Raw genomic sequence first — 17519 nt, forward strand, 5'->3', positions numbered from 1 at the left:
CCACAAACAAACGATCACTTTGCCGACAAGAAATATCAGCAGGTACTAACCTACAAGTGGTTCGATAAAATGCAATCGCTGTGGGCGAAAACAGGCGATGGTTTGAGATTTTAGCAACACCGCCCCCTTTCCATCGGAAAGAGGGCGAGAGCGGTCTTGCATTACGCAAAGCTTCTCAAGGTTGCGCGCGATGAATCAGCATCCGGGCCGTAATCGCTTTCACCTTCGATCTTGAGGATTTCCTGCAGGCGTGTACGGGCCCGGCTGACGCGGCTCTTGATCGTACCGACAGCACAGCCGCAGATTTCCGCCGCTTCCTCATAGGCAAAGCCCGAAGCACCGATCAGAATGATCGCTTCGCGCTGATCGTCGGGTAATTGCTCCAATGCTGCACGGAAATCCTGCAGATCGAGCGTGCCATATTGCGAAGGATGCACCGCGAGCTGCTCGCTGAACACACCATCCGTGTCCTGCACCTCGCGACCGCGCTTGCGCATCTGCGTGTAGAACTCGTTGCGCAGGATGGTGAAGAGCCAGGCCTTCATATTGGTCCCCATTTCAAAGGACTCCTGTTTGGCCCATGCTTTCATGATCGTATCTTGAACGAGATCGTCTGCCTTGTCGTGCTGGCCGATCAGCGACACCGCAAAGGCGCGCAAGCTCGGCAGCGATGACAGAAGCTCTCGCTTGAACTGTGCATTACTCTCAACCGACGGACCGGGTGCTGTGTTCACGCATACTCTCCTGTTCAGCCTGATCGAGTTTTTGGAGAAGATCGAGGAAGCGATCCGGGATCGTCTCGTCCTGTATCGAGGTGTACAGTGCCTTTAGTTTCAATCCGACTTCACAATTTGGTCCTAGTATATCCTTCTGAACGCGACGGGACGACCGAACCCCGGCTCCGTTCATGTGAAGGTTTTCTTTTTCTGCCATATCTTGATCGTTCCGGGCTGATTGCCCTACCCTATTAATCTAAGCCCCTGCTTGTCCGGGAAATGCACGGGTTACCAAAAAGTTCCCTAGTTTAATCCTTAATTTCGGAACTTTTTCAAAAGCGTCTCGTTATGTGTAGCATAATGCTGCGCTCAAAGCATGGGTGGGAGGTGTTCAAAACCGTGTCCGCCAATGCGCATTTAATAAACGAAAGCGGCAGTTGAGGAGTTCCAATACCATGACGTTATCGACGCGTATCGCGCCGCATCTTCCCTATCTCCGTCGTTTTTCTCGTGCTCTTACCGGCTCCCAGGCCTCCGGCGACGCCTATGTTGCGGCCGCCCTTGAGGCCCTGATTGCCGATGTGAGCATTTTTCCGGATGCCTCGTCAGACCGGATCGGCCTCTATCGCCTTTTCTGCGATCTTTACAAGACGGCCTCCGTTCGCGTGCCGGAACCGGCGTCGGAATTTGCATGGGAACAGCAAGCGGCAAGGAATCTTTCGCATATCGCACCACTGCCGAGACAGGCGTTCCTGCTTGTGGCGGTTGAAGGCTTTTCCGACAAGGAAGCCGCCGAAATTCTCGAACTGGACGACGCCGAGCTGAGCCGTGTTCTGTCGGCTGCATCGACCGAGATTTCGCGTCAGGTCGCAACGCGCATCATGATCATCGAGGACGAACCACTGATCGCGATGGATATTGAGCAGATGGTGGAAAGCCTTGGCCACGAAGTGGTTGGCATCGCACGCACCAAGGACGAAGCGCTGGCGCTCTACAAGCAGGAAAAGCCGCGCATGGTGCTGGCCGATATCCAGCTGGCCGACGGCAGCTCGGGCATTGATGCGGTGAATGAAATCCTGCAGAGCGACACGATTCCTGTCATTTTCATCACGGCTTTCCCGGAACGACTGCTGACCGGCGAACGCCCGGAACCGACCTTCCTTGTCACCAAGCCGTTCAACCCGGATATGGTGAAAGCGCTGATCAGCCAGGCTCTCTTCTTCGAAGAAGCCTCGCAAGTCGCAGCCTGAACCAAAGATCACAAATTCCCGAAAGGCATCTGCCTTTCGGGAGTTTGGTCGTTGGCTCTGCCCTGTCCCGAAGTCAAACCGCCTTACGTCTTGTCATGAGTATTTAGAGTTGTGAGTGCCTTAATTTTCCCGGAACCACGGAACCAATACGGCTTCGATGTCGTTTCTCCTTCACACAATAAAGAGGAGACCAGACATGCTTTATTATGCGCTCGTATTTCTTGTGGTGGCACTGGTAGCAGGTGCGCTCGGCTTCGGCGGCATCGCTGGTGCGTCAGCCGGTATAGCGCAGATTCTGTTCTTCGTATTCCTTGCACTGCTCGTCGTTTCGCTCATCGCTTCCGCGATCCGCAAGGCATAACAAACGTAAAATCAAAGGCTGTTTTTGACCTCCAGACACATCAGCCTATATTGCTTTTTAAGGAAAATGACCGTCGCATCGCACCATGCGGCGGTTTAGAGCATAATCCGACCGGAGCAAAACACGCTCTAACGGTTCCAGAATTAGGGCCAGTTCAAGGATCGCAAGAAGATCGCTCGACCGAGACCCGCCGACCAGTCGATGAAATGGACGCCATGGCACGCAAATTTCCGCTCAGCATTTCCGGAGTTTTTGCCGTTTTGCCAATGGACGATCCAAATATGTGTTTCGTCGCATTCTCCTACGCAAAACCGCTTCGCACGTTTGCCGGAAATGCTCTGAGTTCGGTTGCGGGATAATCGGGGCAAACATGACCGCTGGCACAAAGTTCACCCTGCAGGAAACCGAACCCGACGCAGCCCGTTTGCGCGCACTACTGAGGGCGGTGCGCAACAGCAATGTCTGCGTGCTCTACCAGACGCCCGATCTTGTTTATTCCTGGGGAGAAAATATCCCGCTTTACTGGCAGGAAAAGTGGAAAGTCGGCGGAAGCGACTGCGATTTCATCTTCTCCGCAAGCCTGCACAAGCTCGACGGCGCCAAGCGCGCAGCGCTGGATACCGGCGAAGCGCAGAATGTGGAGATCGCCATCAATGATGGTGACAAGCTGCGCTGGATCGAATTCCATATCGATTGCGACCGCGACGATAGCGGCAATGTTCTGGGTCTCGTCACGACCGCCATCGAGATCAGCGAACTGAAGCGGCGCGAGCAGGTGTTGAAGACCTTGCTGCGCGAAGTCAGCCATCGCTCCAAGAACCTTCTGGCCATCGTGCAAAGCATTGCCAGCCAGACAGCGCGCTTCACCGACTCCATAGATGATTTCCTGCTGAAATTTCGCGGACGCATCCAGTCCCTATCCTATTCGCAGGATCTGGTTACCGATTCGAACTGGCGTGGCGCCCTGTTTCGCGATCTCGTGCATTCACAGGTGGAGAAATATATCGACGTCAGCGACGAACGCCTGAGTATCGAGGGCGATAATCCCTATCTTTTCCCCGGTGCCGCACTGCATGTCGGGCTTGCATTGCATGAACTGGTGGTCAATGCGACCTCCTTCGGCGGCCTTTCAATTCCCTATGGCCGGGTGAAAATTTCGGCGCAGGTTGTTCATGTCGCCAGCGGCGATGACAGGCTGGAATTTCGCTGGGAAGAAACCAATCCAGCAATGCCCGAGGTTTTCGAGCACGATCCGCGCTTCGGCAGCGCCGTGCTACAACGTATCGTTCCCGCCTCCGTCAACGGTCACGCCGACTATCGCATCGACGGGACCGGTGCAATTTATTCCCTCATCATCCCCACAGAACAGTTCGACGCCTGACCAGGCGATAACGCCCCCGAAAGCTCCAAAAAAAGCCGCCATGGTCAGACCTGGGCCTGAACCACGGCGGCTTGCTCTGAATTTGCGGAACGCCAGCTGCATAACGTTTGACGGTCAGCGCGGCATTCTCGCCGCTCGCCTCGTGCGGGGAGGTTGAGGCGAACTCTGAAGGCCGTGTTGTGGGGGCGGGGTCACGACCTTCATGCGCGCTTAACGTTGCAGATCAAACTTGGTTCCGTCAGTTTCGAATTTTTTTGCAATAAAGTTCGAGTCGATGATGCACAATTTCGTAACCGAGCGAACGGGCGATCTCTTCCTGCAGTTTTTCGATCTTGTCGGAGCGGAATTCCACCACATCGCCGGAATCCATATCGATGATATGATCATGATGCGCACCGCTTGCCTGTTCGAAGCGCGAAGGCCCTCCGGCAAAGGCGTGGCGGTGAATGGCGCCACGTTCTTCGAGAAGCTTCATCGTGCGATAGACAGTCGAAAGCGATATGCTGCTGTCGATCTCGACCGCACGGCGAAAAATCTCCAGCGCATCGGGATGGTCTTCCGTCTCGGTCAATATGTTCAGGATGATCCGGCGCGGCCGCGTGATGCGAACGCCTGCCTGGCGCAGCTCCTGTTCATAATCGGGCTTCTTGTACGATTCTCTCATGTCCCGATTATGCACCGTCCCACCGCCAGTTGCAAATTTTTGCAACTGGACCCCTCTCGATCTCCCCAACCCATTATTGTGAATGCGCTTTAGTGACTAAGATCCGCTAGCCGTTCGAAGTCGGCCCCGATAGCCCTGTCGTTGAGACTATACTGCCCCCTGCCCACCCGGACGAAAAGCGCATCGCCATCCGGTTGATTGTCGGTACAGTTTTCAGCAAGGAAAGAAAAGTATCTGGAGTAAGGCCAGCCGGGAGCGACACGACGCACATCTCTTGGCGAGAAAGGTTCGGCAAGAACACCTTTCACCCTGACAGCATTATGGATTTGAGGATAAATATTCGATCCAATTTTCCACATACATTAACCTTAGCACTTCTATGCGCAATCTTCATATCCCGCGAATACGGGATAGTTGCTACTTTTTGCCTGGTTAAAAGACGCTCAGATAGATGAGCGGAGACAGACAGAGAAAGAGGCCGATAAACGCAATTGAACTATTCCAGTAAAATAGCCCCCAAAGTCCGGAAACTATCGCCACAGGGGCAGTATAGATGCAGAATATGACAAAATATCCATCATTTCCGACCCCGAACAGGGTAATATAATAGAATATGGACGCCGTCACCGCGCCAAACAGCAGTGATATGGCTGCAGAAACACACCAATCATGCTTGCGTTGTGATCGGCGCGCGCCCGCTTTATCCAAAGCCATGGTGAGCTACCGTCACTCGGCTGGAGCAAGCACGGTGAAGAGCGCGGCTCCATCACGATCCAGCTCTTCGACCGCCACCGGATAGGTGTCGCCTTCATGCGATTTGAGGCCGACCGCCGTTGCACTCATCGCCTCGGCGATCACATCCTTATTACCCCAGAACTTGCCGCGCTTTGTCAGATCCGCGCCGTCTGCAGGAATAGCCACGCTAAATTCCACCATACCTTTATCGATGCCGTCACAAATGAGGCTCGCCGATCCGGTCTTGATTGAAACGCTCATCGTTCCTCCGCGTCTGGTTGATCCTTTATCGGAGCCCACCTTAAAGCCCATCGGGAAAAGTGTAAAACAATGAGCCAAAATTGGTACTTTGCCTTGAACAGCACGCCCAATGGAGTAATCGCCTCGCCCCGTTTCGCCTACGGATTATGAAGCTTTGTTGGTATCTTGGAGACGCAACAGAGGGCGCAACAATGGTTATGCCGATCGCGCGATATGTCAGACGTTCGCTCGCCTATGCAGCGACGAAGCTGAATTACAGACAGTCAACCAACAGGATTGCATCCGATGCCCAAGAATATTGGGCAGATCAAACTTCCAACAATCACAAATCGAATTCCCACTGGAAGGGAAATGACGGACTTTCCGATGCCACATGGATGCAAATCGGGCTGTTGCATCGGAAGCTCGTGCAAGATGCTGCAGCTTCTGTCGGCTTGAACGCGCAGGGTTCCAGGATGCTGGAATGGGGGTGCGGCGGCGGCGCGAATGCAGTTCAGCTGGCAGAACTGGCCAATGAATATCTTGGGATCGACGTATCTGCCGCATCCTTGAAGGAATGCGCGGCTCGCATGTCAGACGTCGGATACAAGCAGTTCATTCCGGTACTGATCGATGTAGACAAGCCGCAGAAGTCATTGGAGCAGATCAGACTGCCGGTCGACATCTATATTTGCACATATGTATTCGAACTTATACCGACACAGGAATACGGCGCTGACCTATTGAGGATAGCATTTCAGCATCTGCGCCCCGGCGGGCTGGCTGTTATCCAAATCAAGTATTCCACGAATGAGCCGGAGACTCGTGGCCATAAGTGGGGATATCGGCGAAATCTGGCGAATATGACAACTTACTCCATCGACCAGTTCTGGTTACTCGCTGAAAGCGTCGGCTTCAAACCGGTTTCCGTTTCACTGAGACCCTACGATGCTCTCGTGAAAGACGGGAGATATGCCTATTTTGTTTTACAAAAACCGGAAGCGAATGCTGACCGAGAATAACCAGCCATATGTCGTATGAAAAGAAAGCCAAGCCATGCTTGTTATTGGTACGCCCAAGGGGAATCGAACCCCTGTTTGCGCCGTGAGAGGGCGCCGTCCTAACCGCTAGACGATGGGCGCATAAGCCATGCCGCTGATATAATCGTCAAAAAGAAAAAGCGCAATCCTCGAAGGCAGAAACAATCAAGGCGGCCTGATTGCCGCCCTGATCAGATTCTATCCGTTCTACTCGACATTGCCGAGCTTGATGCGACCGATGATACGGGATTCGCGGTAATCATAGATGATGAGTTCCGTACCGCCATCCGGCAGCAGGGTTTCCAGCGAAAGTTCGTTGCCGGAAAGGCTTTGCGAGAGAAGACGGGTGCCCGGCGTCAGATTGATCTGCGATTCGATCAGCTTCGGCGGTTCCGGCTTTGCCGGAGCGGGCGCAGCCTGTCCGGGGATATCGGAACGGGCTTCTTCCGCTGGCGGGGTTTCCGGCGCACGATTGATCTTGTAGACAACGGCGACAAGCACAGCCATAAGACCGATCAGCATGACACCGATGGAGACGGCCAGAAGCCGGATCATTTTGCGGCGCACACGTTCCATGGCTGGATCAAGCTGGGGCTCGGCCTGTTCATCCGGGTAATAGCCCTGCTGATAGTCCTGATAGCCTGAATCCTGATGATTCTGGTATCTCGGATAGTGTGGATCCTGCATTCAACGACTCCGGTTCGAACTTCGCCATGTTATGGCGTGTGGCGCGTGATAGAGCATTTTGCAGCCAAATGGAAACATTTGACGCCGCATAAATGCGGTAAAACCAAGAGATAGAGCAGTTCTGGCGATTTCGTTACGACAGACCGGCTCTCATGAAGGAAAGACACGAGTGAAAGAGCTTACGACCGACTCCGATGCCACAGGCAAGCGTCTCGACCAGTGGCTGGCCGCAGCATTGGGGCCGGAACTCTCGCGCAGCCGCGTTCAGTCCCTGATTGCCGAAGGCCATGTGACCATCGACGGCGCGCCCGCCCGTGAAGCCAAGCAGAAACTGCGCGAAGGCATGACTATCGCCATCGTGCTGCCTGAGCCGGAGCCAGCCGAACCGATTGCTGAGAACATACCACTCGATATTCTTTACGAGGATGATGATCTCATCGTGATCAACAAGCCCGCCGGGCTCGTCGTTCACCCAGGCAACGGCAACTGGACGGGAACACTCGTCAATGCCCTTATATATCATTGTGGCGATAGCTTGTCGGGCATCGGCGGAATTCGCCGCCCCGGCATTGTTCATCGTCTCGACAAGGACACAAGCGGCGTCATGGTCGTGGCCAAGAATGACCGTTCGCACCGGCATTTGAGCGAACAATTTGCCGACCATGGCCGCACTGGCGATCTGGAACGCGCCTATCTTGCGCTCGTCTGGGGCATGACCGAACGCCCGCAGGGCTTCATCGATGCGCATCTTGGACGCTCGCATCGCGACCGCACCAAGCAGGCTGTGGTCAATGAAGAGCGCGAAGATGCCCGCCACGCCATCACCCATTATGTAACTGTCGAAAAATTCGGGCCCCGCGACGATGCCACCGCACTGGCCTCGCTCGTCGAATGCCGTCTCGAGACAGGCCGTACCCACCAGATCCGCGTGCACATGGCGCATATCGGTCATCCGCTTGTCGGCGACATGGACTATGGCAGCGCCTACAAGACCAAGGCCAACAAGCTGCCGGAACCATTGAAAGAGGCCGTGCGCGGTTTCCACCGGCAGGCACTGCATGCCTGGCTGCTCGCCTTCACCCATCCAGCGACAGAAGAGCTGATGCGTTTCGAAGCGCCGGTGCCGGAAGATATGGAGCACCTTCTGGAAAATTTCCGGAAGCACTCTATATAATACTGGCAACCATCACGGTTCGCCGGAACAATGGACGGTATATAAATAAGAAGCTTATCCGACATCAAAAACGAGGGCGCGGTCGTAGCCGCTCCCTTGCCACAAAAAACAATTCATTTCAGACGAGAGCATATCCCGAAAAGTGGGAACCGGTTTTCGGAACAAGATGCGCATAGAATAACAAGGCAGGGTATTTCCTGTGCTTCAGGAAATGCAGACTTGGTCCAGCCATGCAACCTTTGGCCTTGAGCGGCGTTCACATTGTAGTGACAGATTGTTTCATACGTTAAAGGATCGTGTTTTCGCCAAAATCATGCCTATATATGAGGGCTCGCGAGAGGGAAGTGCAGGAGGCAGCCCCCGCGACAGGTTCGCCAAACGGGAACCTGAAATTATAAAGGAGGGTGCTCTATGGCCCAGATGAATCTCCCAAGCATCACGTCCGGTGACGGCGGTCTTACCCGTTACCTGGAAGAAATTCGTCGCTTTCCCATGCTTGAGCCGCAGGAAGAATACATGCTGGCCAAGCGCTATCACGAACATACCGACCCCAAGGCCGCCCACAAGCTGGTGACGAGCCATCTGCGTCTTGTGGCCAAGATTGCCATGGGTTATCGCGGCTATGGCCTGCCGATCGGTGAAGTGATCTCGGAAGGCAATGTCGGCCTCATGCAGGCCGTAAAGCGTTTCGAACCTGAACGCGGTTTCCGTCTTGCCACCTATGCGATGTGGTGGATCAAGGCCTCGATCCAGGAATATATCCTGCGCTCGTGGAGCCTTGTGAAGATGGGTACGACCGCCAATCAGAAGCGCCTGTTCTTCAATCTGCGCAAGATGAAGAGCAAGATTCAGGCGCTCGATGATGGCGATCTCAACCCGGATCAGGTCAAGCAGATAGCCACCAAGCTCAAGGTCAGTGAAGACGAAGTGGTTTCCATGAACCGCCGTCTGTCCGGTGATGCTTCGTTGAATGCCCCTCTGCGGGCTTCAGAAGGCGAATCCGGCGAATGGCAGGACTGGCTGGTCGATGACAGCAGCAGCCAGGAGCAGGTCCTGATCGAGCAGGACGAACTGGAAAACCGCCGCTCGATGCTTGAACAGGCGATGGATACGCTGAACGACCGTGAACGTCGCATTTTCGAGGCTCGCCGTCTTTCGGACGATCCGATGACGCTGGAAGACCTCTCCGGCGAGTTCGGCATCAGCCGCGAGCGTGTACGCCAGATTGAAGTGCGTGCCTTCGAAAAGGTGCAAGCGGCGGTGAAGGCCGCTGCCTACAAGCAGCAGAAGGCGCTGAACCCTATCGAGGAAGCGCACGCCTGAAACAGATAATCTGCTGATTCTTTTACTGCCGCAAAGTGGGGGACCATTTTGCGGCAGAACTATTTGAGCGTTACTGGTCCCCCTCACCTTTCGCAAGTTCAAACCCCTCATCTATCCAGCCTGTCAGCCCGCCCGCCATGATCTTGACGGGCCGGTCGAGATTGGCGAGCCGCAAGGCACCACGCGCCGCACCATTGCAATGCGGTCCCGCGCAATAGGTTACGAAAATAGTTTCCTGCGGCCATTCCGCCATCTTGGACCCGATGATCTTGCCATGGGGCAGATTGATCGCACCCGGAATATGCGCCTCTGCAAAAAGCGCCGGGCTGCGCACGTCAAGAAGCACGAAATCGGCTCCCCCGGACAAAGCATCGTGTACGTCCCAGCAATCCGTCTCGAATGTGAATTCGGCTGCAAAATGATCCCGCGCCAGCGCGCTTGACGCTGGCGGGAGGGCAGTTACGGCTGATTTCTTGTCGGTCTTGGTCACGCTATCCATGGACGATCTCCTGTTGGTCTTCGAGAAGATTTTCCGCCATTTGCCAACAGGCTTGCAATTGGCGTGATTGACAATATACGTAAAGATAATGACAAATCAGGCATCAGATCCCAAAGGCCCTCTTGTCGTAGCGCTTCTCTATGACCGGCTTTGCACTTTTGAATTCGGCATTGTCGCTGAAATCTTTGGTCTGCCCCGCCCCGAAATGGGAACGGGATGGTATCGCTTTGCCAGCTGCCCGATAGAGGACGGCCCGCTGCGTGCGCATGGCGGCTTTGTCATCACGCCCGATGGGAGCTCCGACTTCATCGATGAGGCTGACCTTATCATTGTTCCAGGTTGGAAAGGTGCAGAGGTTCCGGTGCCGGAAGCGATCAGCGAAAGGCTGCGTCGCGCGCATCGGCGCGGTGCTCGGCTTGCCTCTATCTGTTCGGGAGCCTTTGTGCTGGCTGCGACAGGACTGCTGGACGGCGGGACCGCCACAACGCACTGGCGCTATGCCGACGCGCTGCGGAAAAAATACCCCGCAATCGATGTCGATGATGCGTCGCTCTATCGCGAACATGATCGCGTCTTCACTTCGGCGGGAAGTGCCGCTGGAATAGATCTTCTGATAGAAATCGTCCGACAGGATTTCGGAGCTGCCGCCGCAAATTCCGTTGCCCGGCGGCTGGTCATGCCCGCTCACCGCACGGGTGGACAGGCACAGTTCCTCGAATGTCCGGTCACAAAGCGCGAAGGCACCGCGATCAGCCCGGTTCTGGACCGGATGCGCACCGATCTTGCCACTGGATGGACAGTCGAGCGCATGGCGGCTGAATGCCGGATGAGCCCACGCACATTCCTGCGACGCTTTAATGAGGCAACCGGCGCTACACCCGGCGACTGGCTCACCATGGAGCGCATTGCGGCTGCCAAGGAGTTCCTTTCTCAGGGACAGGCAAGTGTTGACGACATTGCCAATTCAGTCGGCTTTGGAAGCGCCCACACGCTTCGCCATCATTTCCGCCAGAAAATTGGTATTAGCCCTGCGGAATATCGCAGGCGGTTCCTCTCGGAAACCGTCACCCAACCGATATAAAACTGTCAAATCACTGTAATGGATTGGCTTTAGGGACGAGGGCGTGTTTCACCCAAGCTTCAAGGTCTCCCAATGAAAAAGCTCCTGCTCGCCGCAGCTATCGCGCTTACCGCTGCCACCGCCGCATCTGCTTCCGAATATGTCTCCTTTCTCGATTATCCGCAGAAGGAACAGGACGGGACGGAGTTCTTCACCGCCATCGAAATCCCTCAAGGCAGCTTCACCAAATACGAAATCGATGACAAGACCGGTCACATCGTCGTTGACCGCTACCAGTCCATGCCTGTCATCTATCCGGCCAATTACGGCTCGATCACCAGCACGCTTGCTGGCGACGGCGATCCACTGGATGCACTCATCTATACGCGTGAGCCGATTGTTCCGGGAGCGATCATCAAGGTTCGTCCCATCGGCGTCCTGAAGATGATCGATGGCGGCGATCAGGACGACAAGATCGTCGCTGTTCCGACCACGGATATCGATCCGACCTATGACAACATCAAGGAAATCACCGATCTGCCGAAGATCGAACAGCAGCGTCTCGAAGCTTTCTTCCGCGTCTACAAGCAATTGCCGGAAGGCCGCAAGGTCGTTGAACTGGGCGGTTTCGACAGCGCCGAAGCTGCACGAAACGAAATAGCCAAGGCCATCAAGGCTTTCGCCGAAAAGAAATAACCAGCGCGACTTTGGTTCGCCTCAAAACAAAAAGGCCGCTCGAAGCGGCCTTTTTATGTTTCGATATGTAAGACTAGTTCGTACCGAGCACGTCGTTGAATGCCTTCTCTCCCGGCACGCCCTTTTCAAGACTGATGAGCGCGCGGCGGCCATTGCGGTAGGAGATCGGAATATCGATCCACTGCAGGCGGCGCATCAGCGAAAGATTGGTATCCTGTGCGGTACGCGCATCGTTCAGCCAGACGATGAAGAAATTGTCACCGATCTTCGAAGGCACAGCGATCAGCGGATTGCCCGCCGCCTGTTCCGTATCCTTGAAGGTGATGCGCTGCACATTATCCACCACGCCGCCGGGGAAACCTTCCGGCACGGTGAAGACCAGTTCGATCAGATGGCTCGCCGGAATGGACTGATCCGTATTCTTGCGGATCGTCATCTTCAGCTCGACCTTGCTGGTCGGCATCGTGACGGTTGCACGCACTGCCGGTTCGGCAGGCTGGCCGTCTTCCGGGCTTTCTTCGATCGTGGACCAGACCACATTGCCGCGCTCGACCGAATCCGAGCCGGCGCCGCCGCGTTCTTCATAAAGAAGCGCCTGCTGGCCAACGGCAACCGTCTGGTTCTGTCCGGGCTGCGCGCCGTTTTGCGTATTCGTTTCGGCAGGAGCAGGCGTGGAAGCGGCGGTCGACGTGCCCTCGCCGATACCATTGGCACCGGCTGCAGGTCCGCTATCGGTTTCGCTGCCGTCCGGCATCAGCCGTTGCGTCATTTTCGGCTCGCCTGCAGGCTGCTGCGGCTGCTCGGGCGTCTGCTCGCCGCCCGTCGTCGCCGTGTTGGTGTCGGCTGGCGGCGGCGTCGTATCTTCGGGATGCGTTTCGGTATCGGAACCGGTCGCAGGCGCGTCGCTGCGTCCAAGACTCGATGCCAGTTCCTGAATCTTATCCTTGTTGGCCCACACCGCATAACCCGCGCCGCCAAGCACCAGAACGGCGATCAGAGCTGCAATCAGCCCCTTATAGGAGTGCTTCTCCTTCTTGGAGGTGCGTTCAATATATTCGCTGCGGCGGGCCTGCGCCTTTTCCTTGGCACGGTCCAGTTTCCAGTCGTCACTGCGCTCGGCTGCAAAGGCCGGTGCATCATCATCTTCGCTGGAGAAATTGTCGCGACGCTCATCGCGCGGTGCACCGGAGAATGCGGACTCGTCATCATCTTCATGAGACGGCGTGCGCTCTGCTGCGTCCTGATTCGCCTCCTGCAGGAAATCTTCCAGTGCATCCTCGACCGGCTCTTCCGGCGCGGCGGCTGGCGGCGCATAAAAAGCTTCAACCTCGGCAATGGCATCTTCGAGAATATTACGCTGGCGGACAGCCACAGCCTGCGAGGCATTCGCCGTAACAAGCTTTTGCTCGATCGTGGCGCGCGCTTTCGCGTAAACACGCTGGCGCAGTTCGGGCGACTTGTCCGCCTGCGCATCGATCGTCTTTTTCAGTACCGCTACAAAATCCGCCATTCCGTCTTACCCGGTTTCCGCCCGTCCAGATGAACAATAAGCACAGGATGCAATAAATGTCCCAATAATCACAATAATCAAGGGAAAGCAAAGTCTGCGGCTACGATTTAGCGAAGACTTTCAAAATGATGCGGTAAAATAGTGGCAAAATTCACCCTGTCGCGAAGCTTTGTGTGGGCGATTGCGTTCTTTGTACAACGGTCGAAACAAAATCGGAGCAGCTTCCGGAAAAGCTGCTCCGAACATATCAGTCCGTGACTGCAAACAATTAGTCGTGGAACGGATCGGTGACGAGGATCGTGTCCTCGCGTTCCGGGCTGGTGGAGAGCATCGCCACCGGCGCGCCGATCAGTTCTTCGATGTGACGGACATATTTGACAGCCTGGGCTGGAAGATCGTTCCACGAACGCGCACCGGCGGTCGTTTCCGACCAGCCCGGCAAGGTTTCATAGATCGGCTTCACGCGTGCCTGCGCGCCCATGGAGGACGGCAGATAGTCGATGCGCTTGCCATCGAGTTCATAGGCAACGCAAATCTTGATTTCATCCAGACCGTCGAGAACGTCGAGCTTGGTCAGCGCAATACCGGTGATGCCGGAAGTACGAACCGTCTGACGCACGATCACGGCATCGAACCAGCCACAGCGACGCTTGCGACCCGTCACCACGCCGAATTCATGGCCCTTGGTGCCAAGGAATTCACCGATTTCATCGTCAAGCTCGGTCGGGAACGGGCCTTCGCCAACGCGGGTCGTATAGGCCTTGGTGATGCCGAGCACATAGCCGATGGCCGTCGGACCGAGGCCCGAACCGGCAGCAGCCTGACCGGCAACCGTGTTGGAAGACGTCACGAACGGATAGGTGCCGTGATCGTTGTCGAGCAGTGCGCCCTGCGCGCCTTCAAACAGGATGCGGTCGCCAGCCTTGCGGCGTTCATCGAGAACGCGCCAGACCTGATCGATATAGGGCAGGATCTGATCGGCAACCGAGTTCAGTTCCTTCAAAATGGTCTCGACCGCAATTTCTTCCAGACCCATGCCGCGGCGCAGCAGATTGTGGTGCGCGAGCAGACGTTCGACCTTCGGCTGCAGTGTTTCCGGCTCGGTCAGGTCGATGACGCGGATGGCGCGACGGCCGACCTTGTCTTCGTAGGCCGGGCCAATACCGCGCTTGGTCGTGCCGATCTTGAGGCCCGAATTGGAGCCTTCGCGCATGGCATCGAGTTCACGATGAATGGAGAGGATAAGCGGCGCATTTTCGGCAATGCGCAGCACATCAGGATTGATGTCGATGCCCTGTGCGCGCAACTTCTCGACTTCGGCAACAAAATGATGCGGATCGACAACGACACCATTGCCGATGACACTCAGCTTGCCGCGCACGAGGCCGGATGGCAGCAGCGAAAGCTTGTAGCTGACGCCGTCGATGACAAGCGTATGACCTGCGTTATGACCGCCCTGGTAGCGCACGATGACATCGGCGCGTTCGGACAGCCAGTCAACGATCTTACCCTTGCCCTCATCGCCCCATTGCGATCCGACGACAACCACATTTGCCATTGAAGAAACTCCTTGGCTTCTATTTGAAAATCCAAGGATCAAAGCGGCCCGTTCATCGCCAGTTGAGGCTACAGGGTGCTGATCCCTCGTCTCTATACAGATTGAAACGGAATTGCGCGACTCTTTCGTGCAAGAAATTCGCGATTTTTGAACACGTCTTGAATGAAGGGCGCTTAGGGTCGGTAGAGATTCAGTCTCTGGGGAGGCGAAAATGGTGATCTTTGAGAACCGGCGCGCAGCGTACTATGAGTACGTGAGCACCGGAAGCGCAAAAGAGCGCCATTTGCAGACCGCCAGAGACTGAATATCACCGAACCTAGCCGGCGCGGACCATATACAGTGCATCCTCCGAATAGCTCTTGAGCTTTTCCTCAAGTGCCGGAAGGTCGCGAACGACAAAACCCTTCTTCTCCCAGAAACCCTGCGAGCCACTGACGGCAACGAGAGACATGGTGACGAAACCGTCGCGTTCGGCCTGCAGGGCCATCAGTTCGACGACGCGCGTGGCAGCCCCACTGGAACGGGCTTCGGGCAGAAGCGCGATATCGTGAATGTAATAGGTGTTGGTATCGTCGGGCAGTTCGCCCAAAACGGCGTTGAGAGCCGGAACCGTATCAAGCTTCCATGGATGGCTGATGCCATAACCGAGGATTTCATTGTCACGGGCGAGCACGAAGCAGCCAGCCGGATAGAGTTTGAAGCGGTCCCGGAAGACCGCCTCGTCTTCGAAGAAATCGAGATGGACAACATTAGCAACCGCAGTCACGCTCGCAATATCCTGCTCGTGCATGCGCCGCCATTCCGGCTGTACCATCTCTTCAACCATTTTCTCAAACTTCTCCGACGTTGAACTCAAGCGGTGTTGCCGCCTTGATTGCCTCTTGAGCCGTCAGTTCGTCAAGTGCTGCCTGTGGAATCTGTTCATCCACATAGAGCATGGCGATCGCATCGCCACCCGGATGGTCACGTCCGAGCGAGAAGTTTGCGATGTTGATATTGTGCTTGCCGCAGATCGTGCCAAGCAGGCCGATCATGCCCGGAACGTCCTTGTTGGTGACGTAAAGCATGTGCGGGCCGACCTCGGCATCGAGATTGATTCCCTTGATCTGGATGAAACGCGCCTTGCCATCCGAGAAGCAGGTTCCGGCAATGGAGCGCTCACGCAAGGTGGTCTTCACCGTCAGCTTGATATAGCCATCGAAGATGCCGGACTTGTCGCGCTTGACTTCCGAAACGATGATGCCGCGCTCCTTCACCATGATCGGTGCGGAAACCATGTTGACGTCGGCGACCTGCGGACGGATGAGACCGGCCAGAGCCGCACTCAGCAATGCGCGCGTATTCATGGTTGCGGTGGAGCCGTCGAACAGCACTTCCACTTCCTGAATCGGCTCGTCCGTGACCTGACCGACGAAAGCGCCAAGCACATCGGCAAGCTTCACGAACGGCTTCAGACGCGGCGCTTCTTCCGCCGTGATCGAGGGCATGTTGATGGCGTTGGAAACGGCGCCCTTCACCAGATAGTCCGACATCTGTTCGGCTACCTGAAGTGCGACATTTTCCTGCGCTTCCGAGGTCGATGCGCCAAGATGCGGCGTGCAAACGACATTGGGCAGTGAGAAAAGTTCGTTTTCCGTCGCCGGTTCCGTTTCGTAGACGTCGATACCCGCACCGGCCACATGACCGGATTTCAACGCTGCCACCAGATCCTTTTCCACGATCAGGCCGCCACGGGCGCAATTGACGATACGGACACCAGGTTTGGTCTTGGCCAGGTTTTCCGCATTGATGATGTTGCGGGTCTTGTCGGTCAAGGGCGTGTGAAGCGTGATGAAATCGGCGCGCGCCAGCAGCTCGTCCAGTTCGACCTTTTCGACGCCCAGTTCCTGCGCACGGGCTTCGGACAGGAACGGATCGAAGGCCACCACATGCATCTTCAGGCCAATGGCGCGCGTGGCGACAATCGAACCGATATTGCCGCAGCCGACGACGCCCAGCGTCTTGCCGGTGATTTCCACGCCCATGAAGCGGTTCTTTTCCCACTTGCCAGCGCGGGTGGAGGTGTCTGCTTCCGGCAATTGCCGCGCTACAGCGAACATCAGCGCAATGGCATGTTCGGCAGTGGTGATCGAATTGCCGAAAGGCGTGTTCATGACGATGATACCACGGCGCGAAGCCGCCGGAATATCGACATTGTCCACGCCGATACCGGCGCGACCGACGACCTTGAGCTTCTTGGCGGCTGCGATCAGCTTTTCCGTGACCTTGGTGGCCGAGCGGATCGCCAGACCATCATAATCGCCGATGACTTCGAGAAGCTTTTCCTTGTCCTTGCCGAGATCAGGCAGGTAATCGACTTCCACGCCGCGATCCTTGAAAATCTGGACGGCAGTGGGCGAAAGCTTATCGGATACGAGAACGCGAGGTGCCATGGAGGCCTCCTTCAAACATTTTCAGACCAAACATTTCCTGTAAACGCAGACCGATCTGCTTCAGGAAATGCTATGAATAGAGCGCATCCCGAAAAGTGTGAAACGGTTTTCGGATAAGATGCGCGTGAAAACAATCACTTAGAGCGCCGATCTGACTTAATCAGATCGAAATGCGCTCTAAGGGGGATGCGGA

20 protein-coding genes and 1 tRNA gene are annotated in these 17519 nt (G+C 55.8%); 8 read left to right on the forward strand and 13 right to left on the reverse strand.

Annotated features, from left to right (window positions below; all coding sequences use genetic code 11):
- Window positions 1–161 precede the first annotated feature (161 nt).
- A complete protein-coding gene (locus tag HWX93_RS16210) occupies window positions 162–734 on the reverse strand; it encodes an RNA polymerase sigma factor (RefSeq protein WP_006467673.1) in 573 nt (190 codons plus the stop codon).
- The gene (locus HWX93_RS16215) at window positions 706–933 is read right to left on the reverse strand and encodes a NepR family anti-sigma factor (RefSeq protein WP_012091358.1); all 228 of its coding nucleotides are present in this window, start codon (window positions 931–933) and stop codon (window positions 706–708) included. Before HWX93_RS16215 ends, HWX93_RS16210 begins: the two co-directional genes overlap by 29 nt.
- 238 nt (window positions 934–1171) lie before the next feature.
- Between HWX93_RS16215 and HWX93_RS16220 the strand changes: the two genes are divergently transcribed.
- The 3 genes from HWX93_RS16220 (at window position 1172) to HWX93_RS16230 (ending at window position 3708) form a co-directional block, all read left to right on the forward strand.
- On the forward strand, window positions 1172–1966 hold the full coding sequence (locus HWX93_RS16220; protein ID WP_176037966.1) for a response regulator: 795 nt from the start codon (window positions 1172–1174) through the stop codon (window positions 1964–1966).
- A 196-nt stretch (window positions 1967–2162) separates the two neighbouring features.
- Window positions 2163–2327, forward strand: coding sequence for a DUF1328 domain-containing protein (locus tag HWX93_RS16225; protein WP_007876538.1), 165 nt, complete (start codon window positions 2163–2165; stop codon window positions 2325–2327).
- Between the two features lie 370 nt (window positions 2328–2697).
- Entirely contained in the window at window positions 2698–3708 is a 1011-nt protein-coding gene (locus tag HWX93_RS16230) for a sensor histidine kinase (protein WP_109989158.1), read from the forward strand.
- A 238-nt stretch (window positions 3709–3946) separates the two neighbouring features.
- Here HWX93_RS16230 and HWX93_RS16235 read toward each other — a convergent pair whose 3' ends face one another.
- The 4 genes from HWX93_RS16235 to HWX93_RS16245 all read right to left on the reverse strand — a co-directional run bounded on the left by HWX93_RS16235 (window position 3947) and on the right by HWX93_RS16245 (window position 5368).
- Window positions 3947–4372: a transcriptional repressor gene (locus HWX93_RS16235; RefSeq protein ID WP_061348088.1), complete on the reverse strand. Its 426-nt coding sequence runs from the start codon at window positions 4370–4372 to the stop codon at window positions 3947–3949.
- Between the two features lie 89 nt (window positions 4373–4461).
- Window positions 4462–4731 carry a hypothetical protein gene (locus tag HWX93_RS23020; protein WP_235969123.1) on the reverse strand — a complete coding sequence of 90 codons (270 nt, stop codon included), beginning with the start codon at window positions 4729–4731 and terminating at the stop codon, window positions 4462–4464.
- 73 nt (window positions 4732–4804) lie between these two features.
- Window positions 4805–5086, reverse strand: coding sequence for a hypothetical protein (locus HWX93_RS16240; RefSeq protein WP_109989156.1), 282 nt, complete (start codon window positions 5084–5086; stop codon window positions 4805–4807).
- Between the two features lie 12 nt (window positions 5087–5098).
- Window positions 5099–5368 (reverse strand): hypothetical protein, encoded by a 270-nt coding sequence (locus HWX93_RS16245; protein WP_109989155.1) that lies wholly within the window; start codon window positions 5366–5368, stop codon window positions 5099–5101.
- Between the two features lie 191 nt (window positions 5369–5559).
- Here HWX93_RS16245 and HWX93_RS16250 point away from each other — a divergent pair, with 191 nt between their 5' ends.
- On the forward strand, window positions 5560–6369 hold the full coding sequence (locus tag HWX93_RS16250) for a class I SAM-dependent methyltransferase (protein ID WP_176037967.1): 810 nt from the start codon (window positions 5560–5562) through the stop codon (window positions 6367–6369).
- Window positions 6370–6414: 45 nt separating this feature from the next.
- On the opposite strand, the gene HWX93_RS16255 is transcribed toward HWX93_RS16250, so the two are convergent.
- Together HWX93_RS16255 and HWX93_RS16260 are read right to left on the reverse strand one after the other, a co-directional pair.
- A tRNA-Glu gene (locus HWX93_RS16255) sits at window positions 6415–6489 on the reverse strand.
- Between the two features lie 105 nt (window positions 6490–6594).
- Entirely contained in the window at window positions 6595–7074 is a 480-nt protein-coding gene (locus HWX93_RS16260) for a hypothetical protein (protein WP_176037968.1), read from the reverse strand.
- A gap of 169 nt (window positions 7075–7243) precedes the next feature.
- Here HWX93_RS16260 and HWX93_RS16265 point away from each other — a divergent pair, with 169 nt between their 5' ends.
- Together HWX93_RS16265 and rpoH are read left to right on the forward strand one after the other, a co-directional pair.
- A complete protein-coding gene (locus HWX93_RS16265) occupies window positions 7244–8248 on the forward strand; it encodes an RluA family pseudouridine synthase (protein WP_176037969.1) in 1005 nt (334 codons plus the stop codon).
- A gap of 411 nt (window positions 8249–8659) precedes the next feature.
- The gene (rpoH, locus tag HWX93_RS16270) at window positions 8660–9571 is read left to right on the forward strand and encodes an RNA polymerase sigma factor RpoH (RefSeq protein WP_109989151.1); all 912 of its coding nucleotides are present in this window, start codon (window positions 8660–8662) and stop codon (window positions 9569–9571) included.
- A gap of 70 nt (window positions 9572–9641) precedes the next feature.
- Here rpoH and HWX93_RS16275 read toward each other — a convergent pair whose 3' ends face one another.
- Window positions 9642–10070 carry a rhodanese-like domain-containing protein gene (locus HWX93_RS16275; RefSeq protein ID WP_176037970.1) on the reverse strand — a complete coding sequence of 143 codons (429 nt, stop codon included), beginning with the start codon at window positions 10068–10070 and terminating at the stop codon, window positions 9642–9644.
- Window positions 10071–10158: 88 nt separating this feature from the next.
- Between HWX93_RS16275 and ftrA the strand changes: the two genes are divergently transcribed.
- Both ftrA and HWX93_RS16285 read left to right on the forward strand, forming a co-directional pair.
- Window positions 10159–11151, forward strand: a complete 993-nt coding sequence (gene ftrA / locus HWX93_RS16280) for a transcriptional regulator FtrA (RefSeq protein ID WP_176037971.1) — start codon at window positions 10159–10161, stop codon at window positions 11149–11151.
- A gap of 72 nt (window positions 11152–11223) precedes the next feature.
- Window positions 11224–11826: an inorganic diphosphatase gene (locus tag HWX93_RS16285; RefSeq protein WP_109989148.1), complete on the forward strand. Its 603-nt coding sequence runs from the start codon at window positions 11224–11226 to the stop codon at window positions 11824–11826.
- Window positions 11827–11899: 73 nt separating this feature from the next.
- Here the strand turns inward: HWX93_RS16285 and HWX93_RS16290 are convergent, their stop codons facing one another.
- From HWX93_RS16290 to serA, 4 genes are all read right to left on the reverse strand, one after another.
- Window positions 11900–13336: a transcriptional regulator gene (locus HWX93_RS16290; RefSeq protein WP_176037972.1), complete on the reverse strand. Its 1437-nt coding sequence runs from the start codon at window positions 13334–13336 to the stop codon at window positions 11900–11902.
- Between the two features lie 268 nt (window positions 13337–13604).
- Complete coding sequence (locus tag HWX93_RS16295) at window positions 13605–14894, reverse strand: adenylosuccinate synthase (protein ID WP_109989146.1); 1290 nt, start codon at window positions 14892–14894, stop codon at window positions 13605–13607.
- Window positions 14895–15210: 316 nt separating this feature from the next.
- Window positions 15211–15720 carry a GNAT family N-acetyltransferase gene (locus HWX93_RS16300; protein WP_109989145.1) on the reverse strand — a complete coding sequence of 170 codons (510 nt, stop codon included), beginning with the start codon at window positions 15718–15720 and terminating at the stop codon, window positions 15211–15213.
- A 4-nt stretch (window positions 15721–15724) separates the two neighbouring features.
- Entirely contained in the window at window positions 15725–17326 is a 1602-nt protein-coding gene (gene serA / locus HWX93_RS16305; RefSeq protein WP_109989144.1) for a phosphoglycerate dehydrogenase, read from the reverse strand.
- Window positions 17327–17519: the final 193 nt, after the last annotated feature.

The organism is Brucella tritici (assembly GCF_902825325.1).
Classification (GTDB): domain Bacteria; phylum Pseudomonadota; class Alphaproteobacteria; order Rhizobiales; family Rhizobiaceae; genus Brucella.

Bases quoted from the DNA above. Each gene is read 5' to 3' on its own strand.
- HWX93_RS16230 (WP_109989158.1), top strand. From the start codon at position 2,698: ATGACCGCTGGCACAAAGTTCACCCTGCAGGAAACCGAACCCGACGCA.
- HWX93_RS16260 (WP_176037968.1), bottom strand. From the start codon at position 7,074: ATGCAGGATCCACACTATCCGAGATACCAGAATCATCAGGATTCAGGC.
- HWX93_RS16290 (WP_176037972.1), bottom strand. From the start codon at position 13,336: ATGGCGGATTTTGTAGCGGTACTGAAAAAGACGATCGATGCGCAGGCG.
- HWX93_RS16235 (WP_061348088.1), bottom strand. From the start codon at position 4,372: ATGAGAGAATCGTACAAGAAGCCCGATTATGAACAGGAGCTGCGCCAG.
- HWX93_RS16225 (WP_007876538.1), top strand. From the start codon at position 2,163: ATGCTTTATTATGCGCTCGTATTTCTTGTGGTGGCACTGGTAGCAGGT.
- HWX93_RS23020 (WP_235969123.1), bottom strand. From the start codon at position 4,731: ATGTGGAAAATTGGATCGAATATTTATCCTCAAATCCATAATGCTGTC.
- HWX93_RS16295 (WP_109989146.1), bottom strand. From the start codon at position 14,894: ATGGCAAATGTGGTTGTCGTCGGATCGCAATGGGGCGATGAGGGCAAG.
- serA (WP_109989144.1), bottom strand. From the start codon at position 17,326: ATGGCACCTCGCGTTCTCGTATCCGATAAGCTTTCGCCCACTGCCGTC.
- HWX93_RS16215 (WP_012091358.1), bottom strand. From the start codon at position 933: ATGGCAGAAAAAGAAAACCTTCACATGAACGGAGCCGGGGTTCGGTCG.
- HWX93_RS16285 (WP_109989148.1), top strand. From the start codon at position 11,224: ATGAAAAAGCTCCTGCTCGCCGCAGCTATCGCGCTTACCGCTGCCACC.
- HWX93_RS16245 (WP_109989155.1), bottom strand. From the start codon at position 5,368: ATGAGCGTTTCAATCAAGACCGGATCGGCGAGCCTCATTTGTGACGGC.
- rpoH (WP_109989151.1), top strand. From the start codon at position 8,660: ATGGCCCAGATGAATCTCCCAAGCATCACGTCCGGTGACGGCGGTCTT.
- HWX93_RS16220 (WP_176037966.1), top strand. From the start codon at position 1,172: ATGACGTTATCGACGCGTATCGCGCCGCATCTTCCCTATCTCCGTCGT.
- HWX93_RS16240 (WP_109989156.1), bottom strand. From the start codon at position 5,086: ATGGCTTTGGATAAAGCGGGCGCGCGCCGATCACAACGCAAGCATGAT.
- ftrA (WP_176037971.1), top strand. From the start codon at position 10,159: ATGACAAATCAGGCATCAGATCCCAAAGGCCCTCTTGTCGTAGCGCTT.
- HWX93_RS16250 (WP_176037967.1), top strand. From the start codon at position 5,560: ATGGTTATGCCGATCGCGCGATATGTCAGACGTTCGCTCGCCTATGCA.
- HWX93_RS16275 (WP_176037970.1), bottom strand. From the start codon at position 10,070: ATGGATAGCGTGACCAAGACCGACAAGAAATCAGCCGTAACTGCCCTC.
- HWX93_RS16300 (WP_109989145.1), bottom strand. From the start codon at position 15,720: ATGGTTGAAGAGATGGTACAGCCGGAATGGCGGCGCATGCACGAGCAG.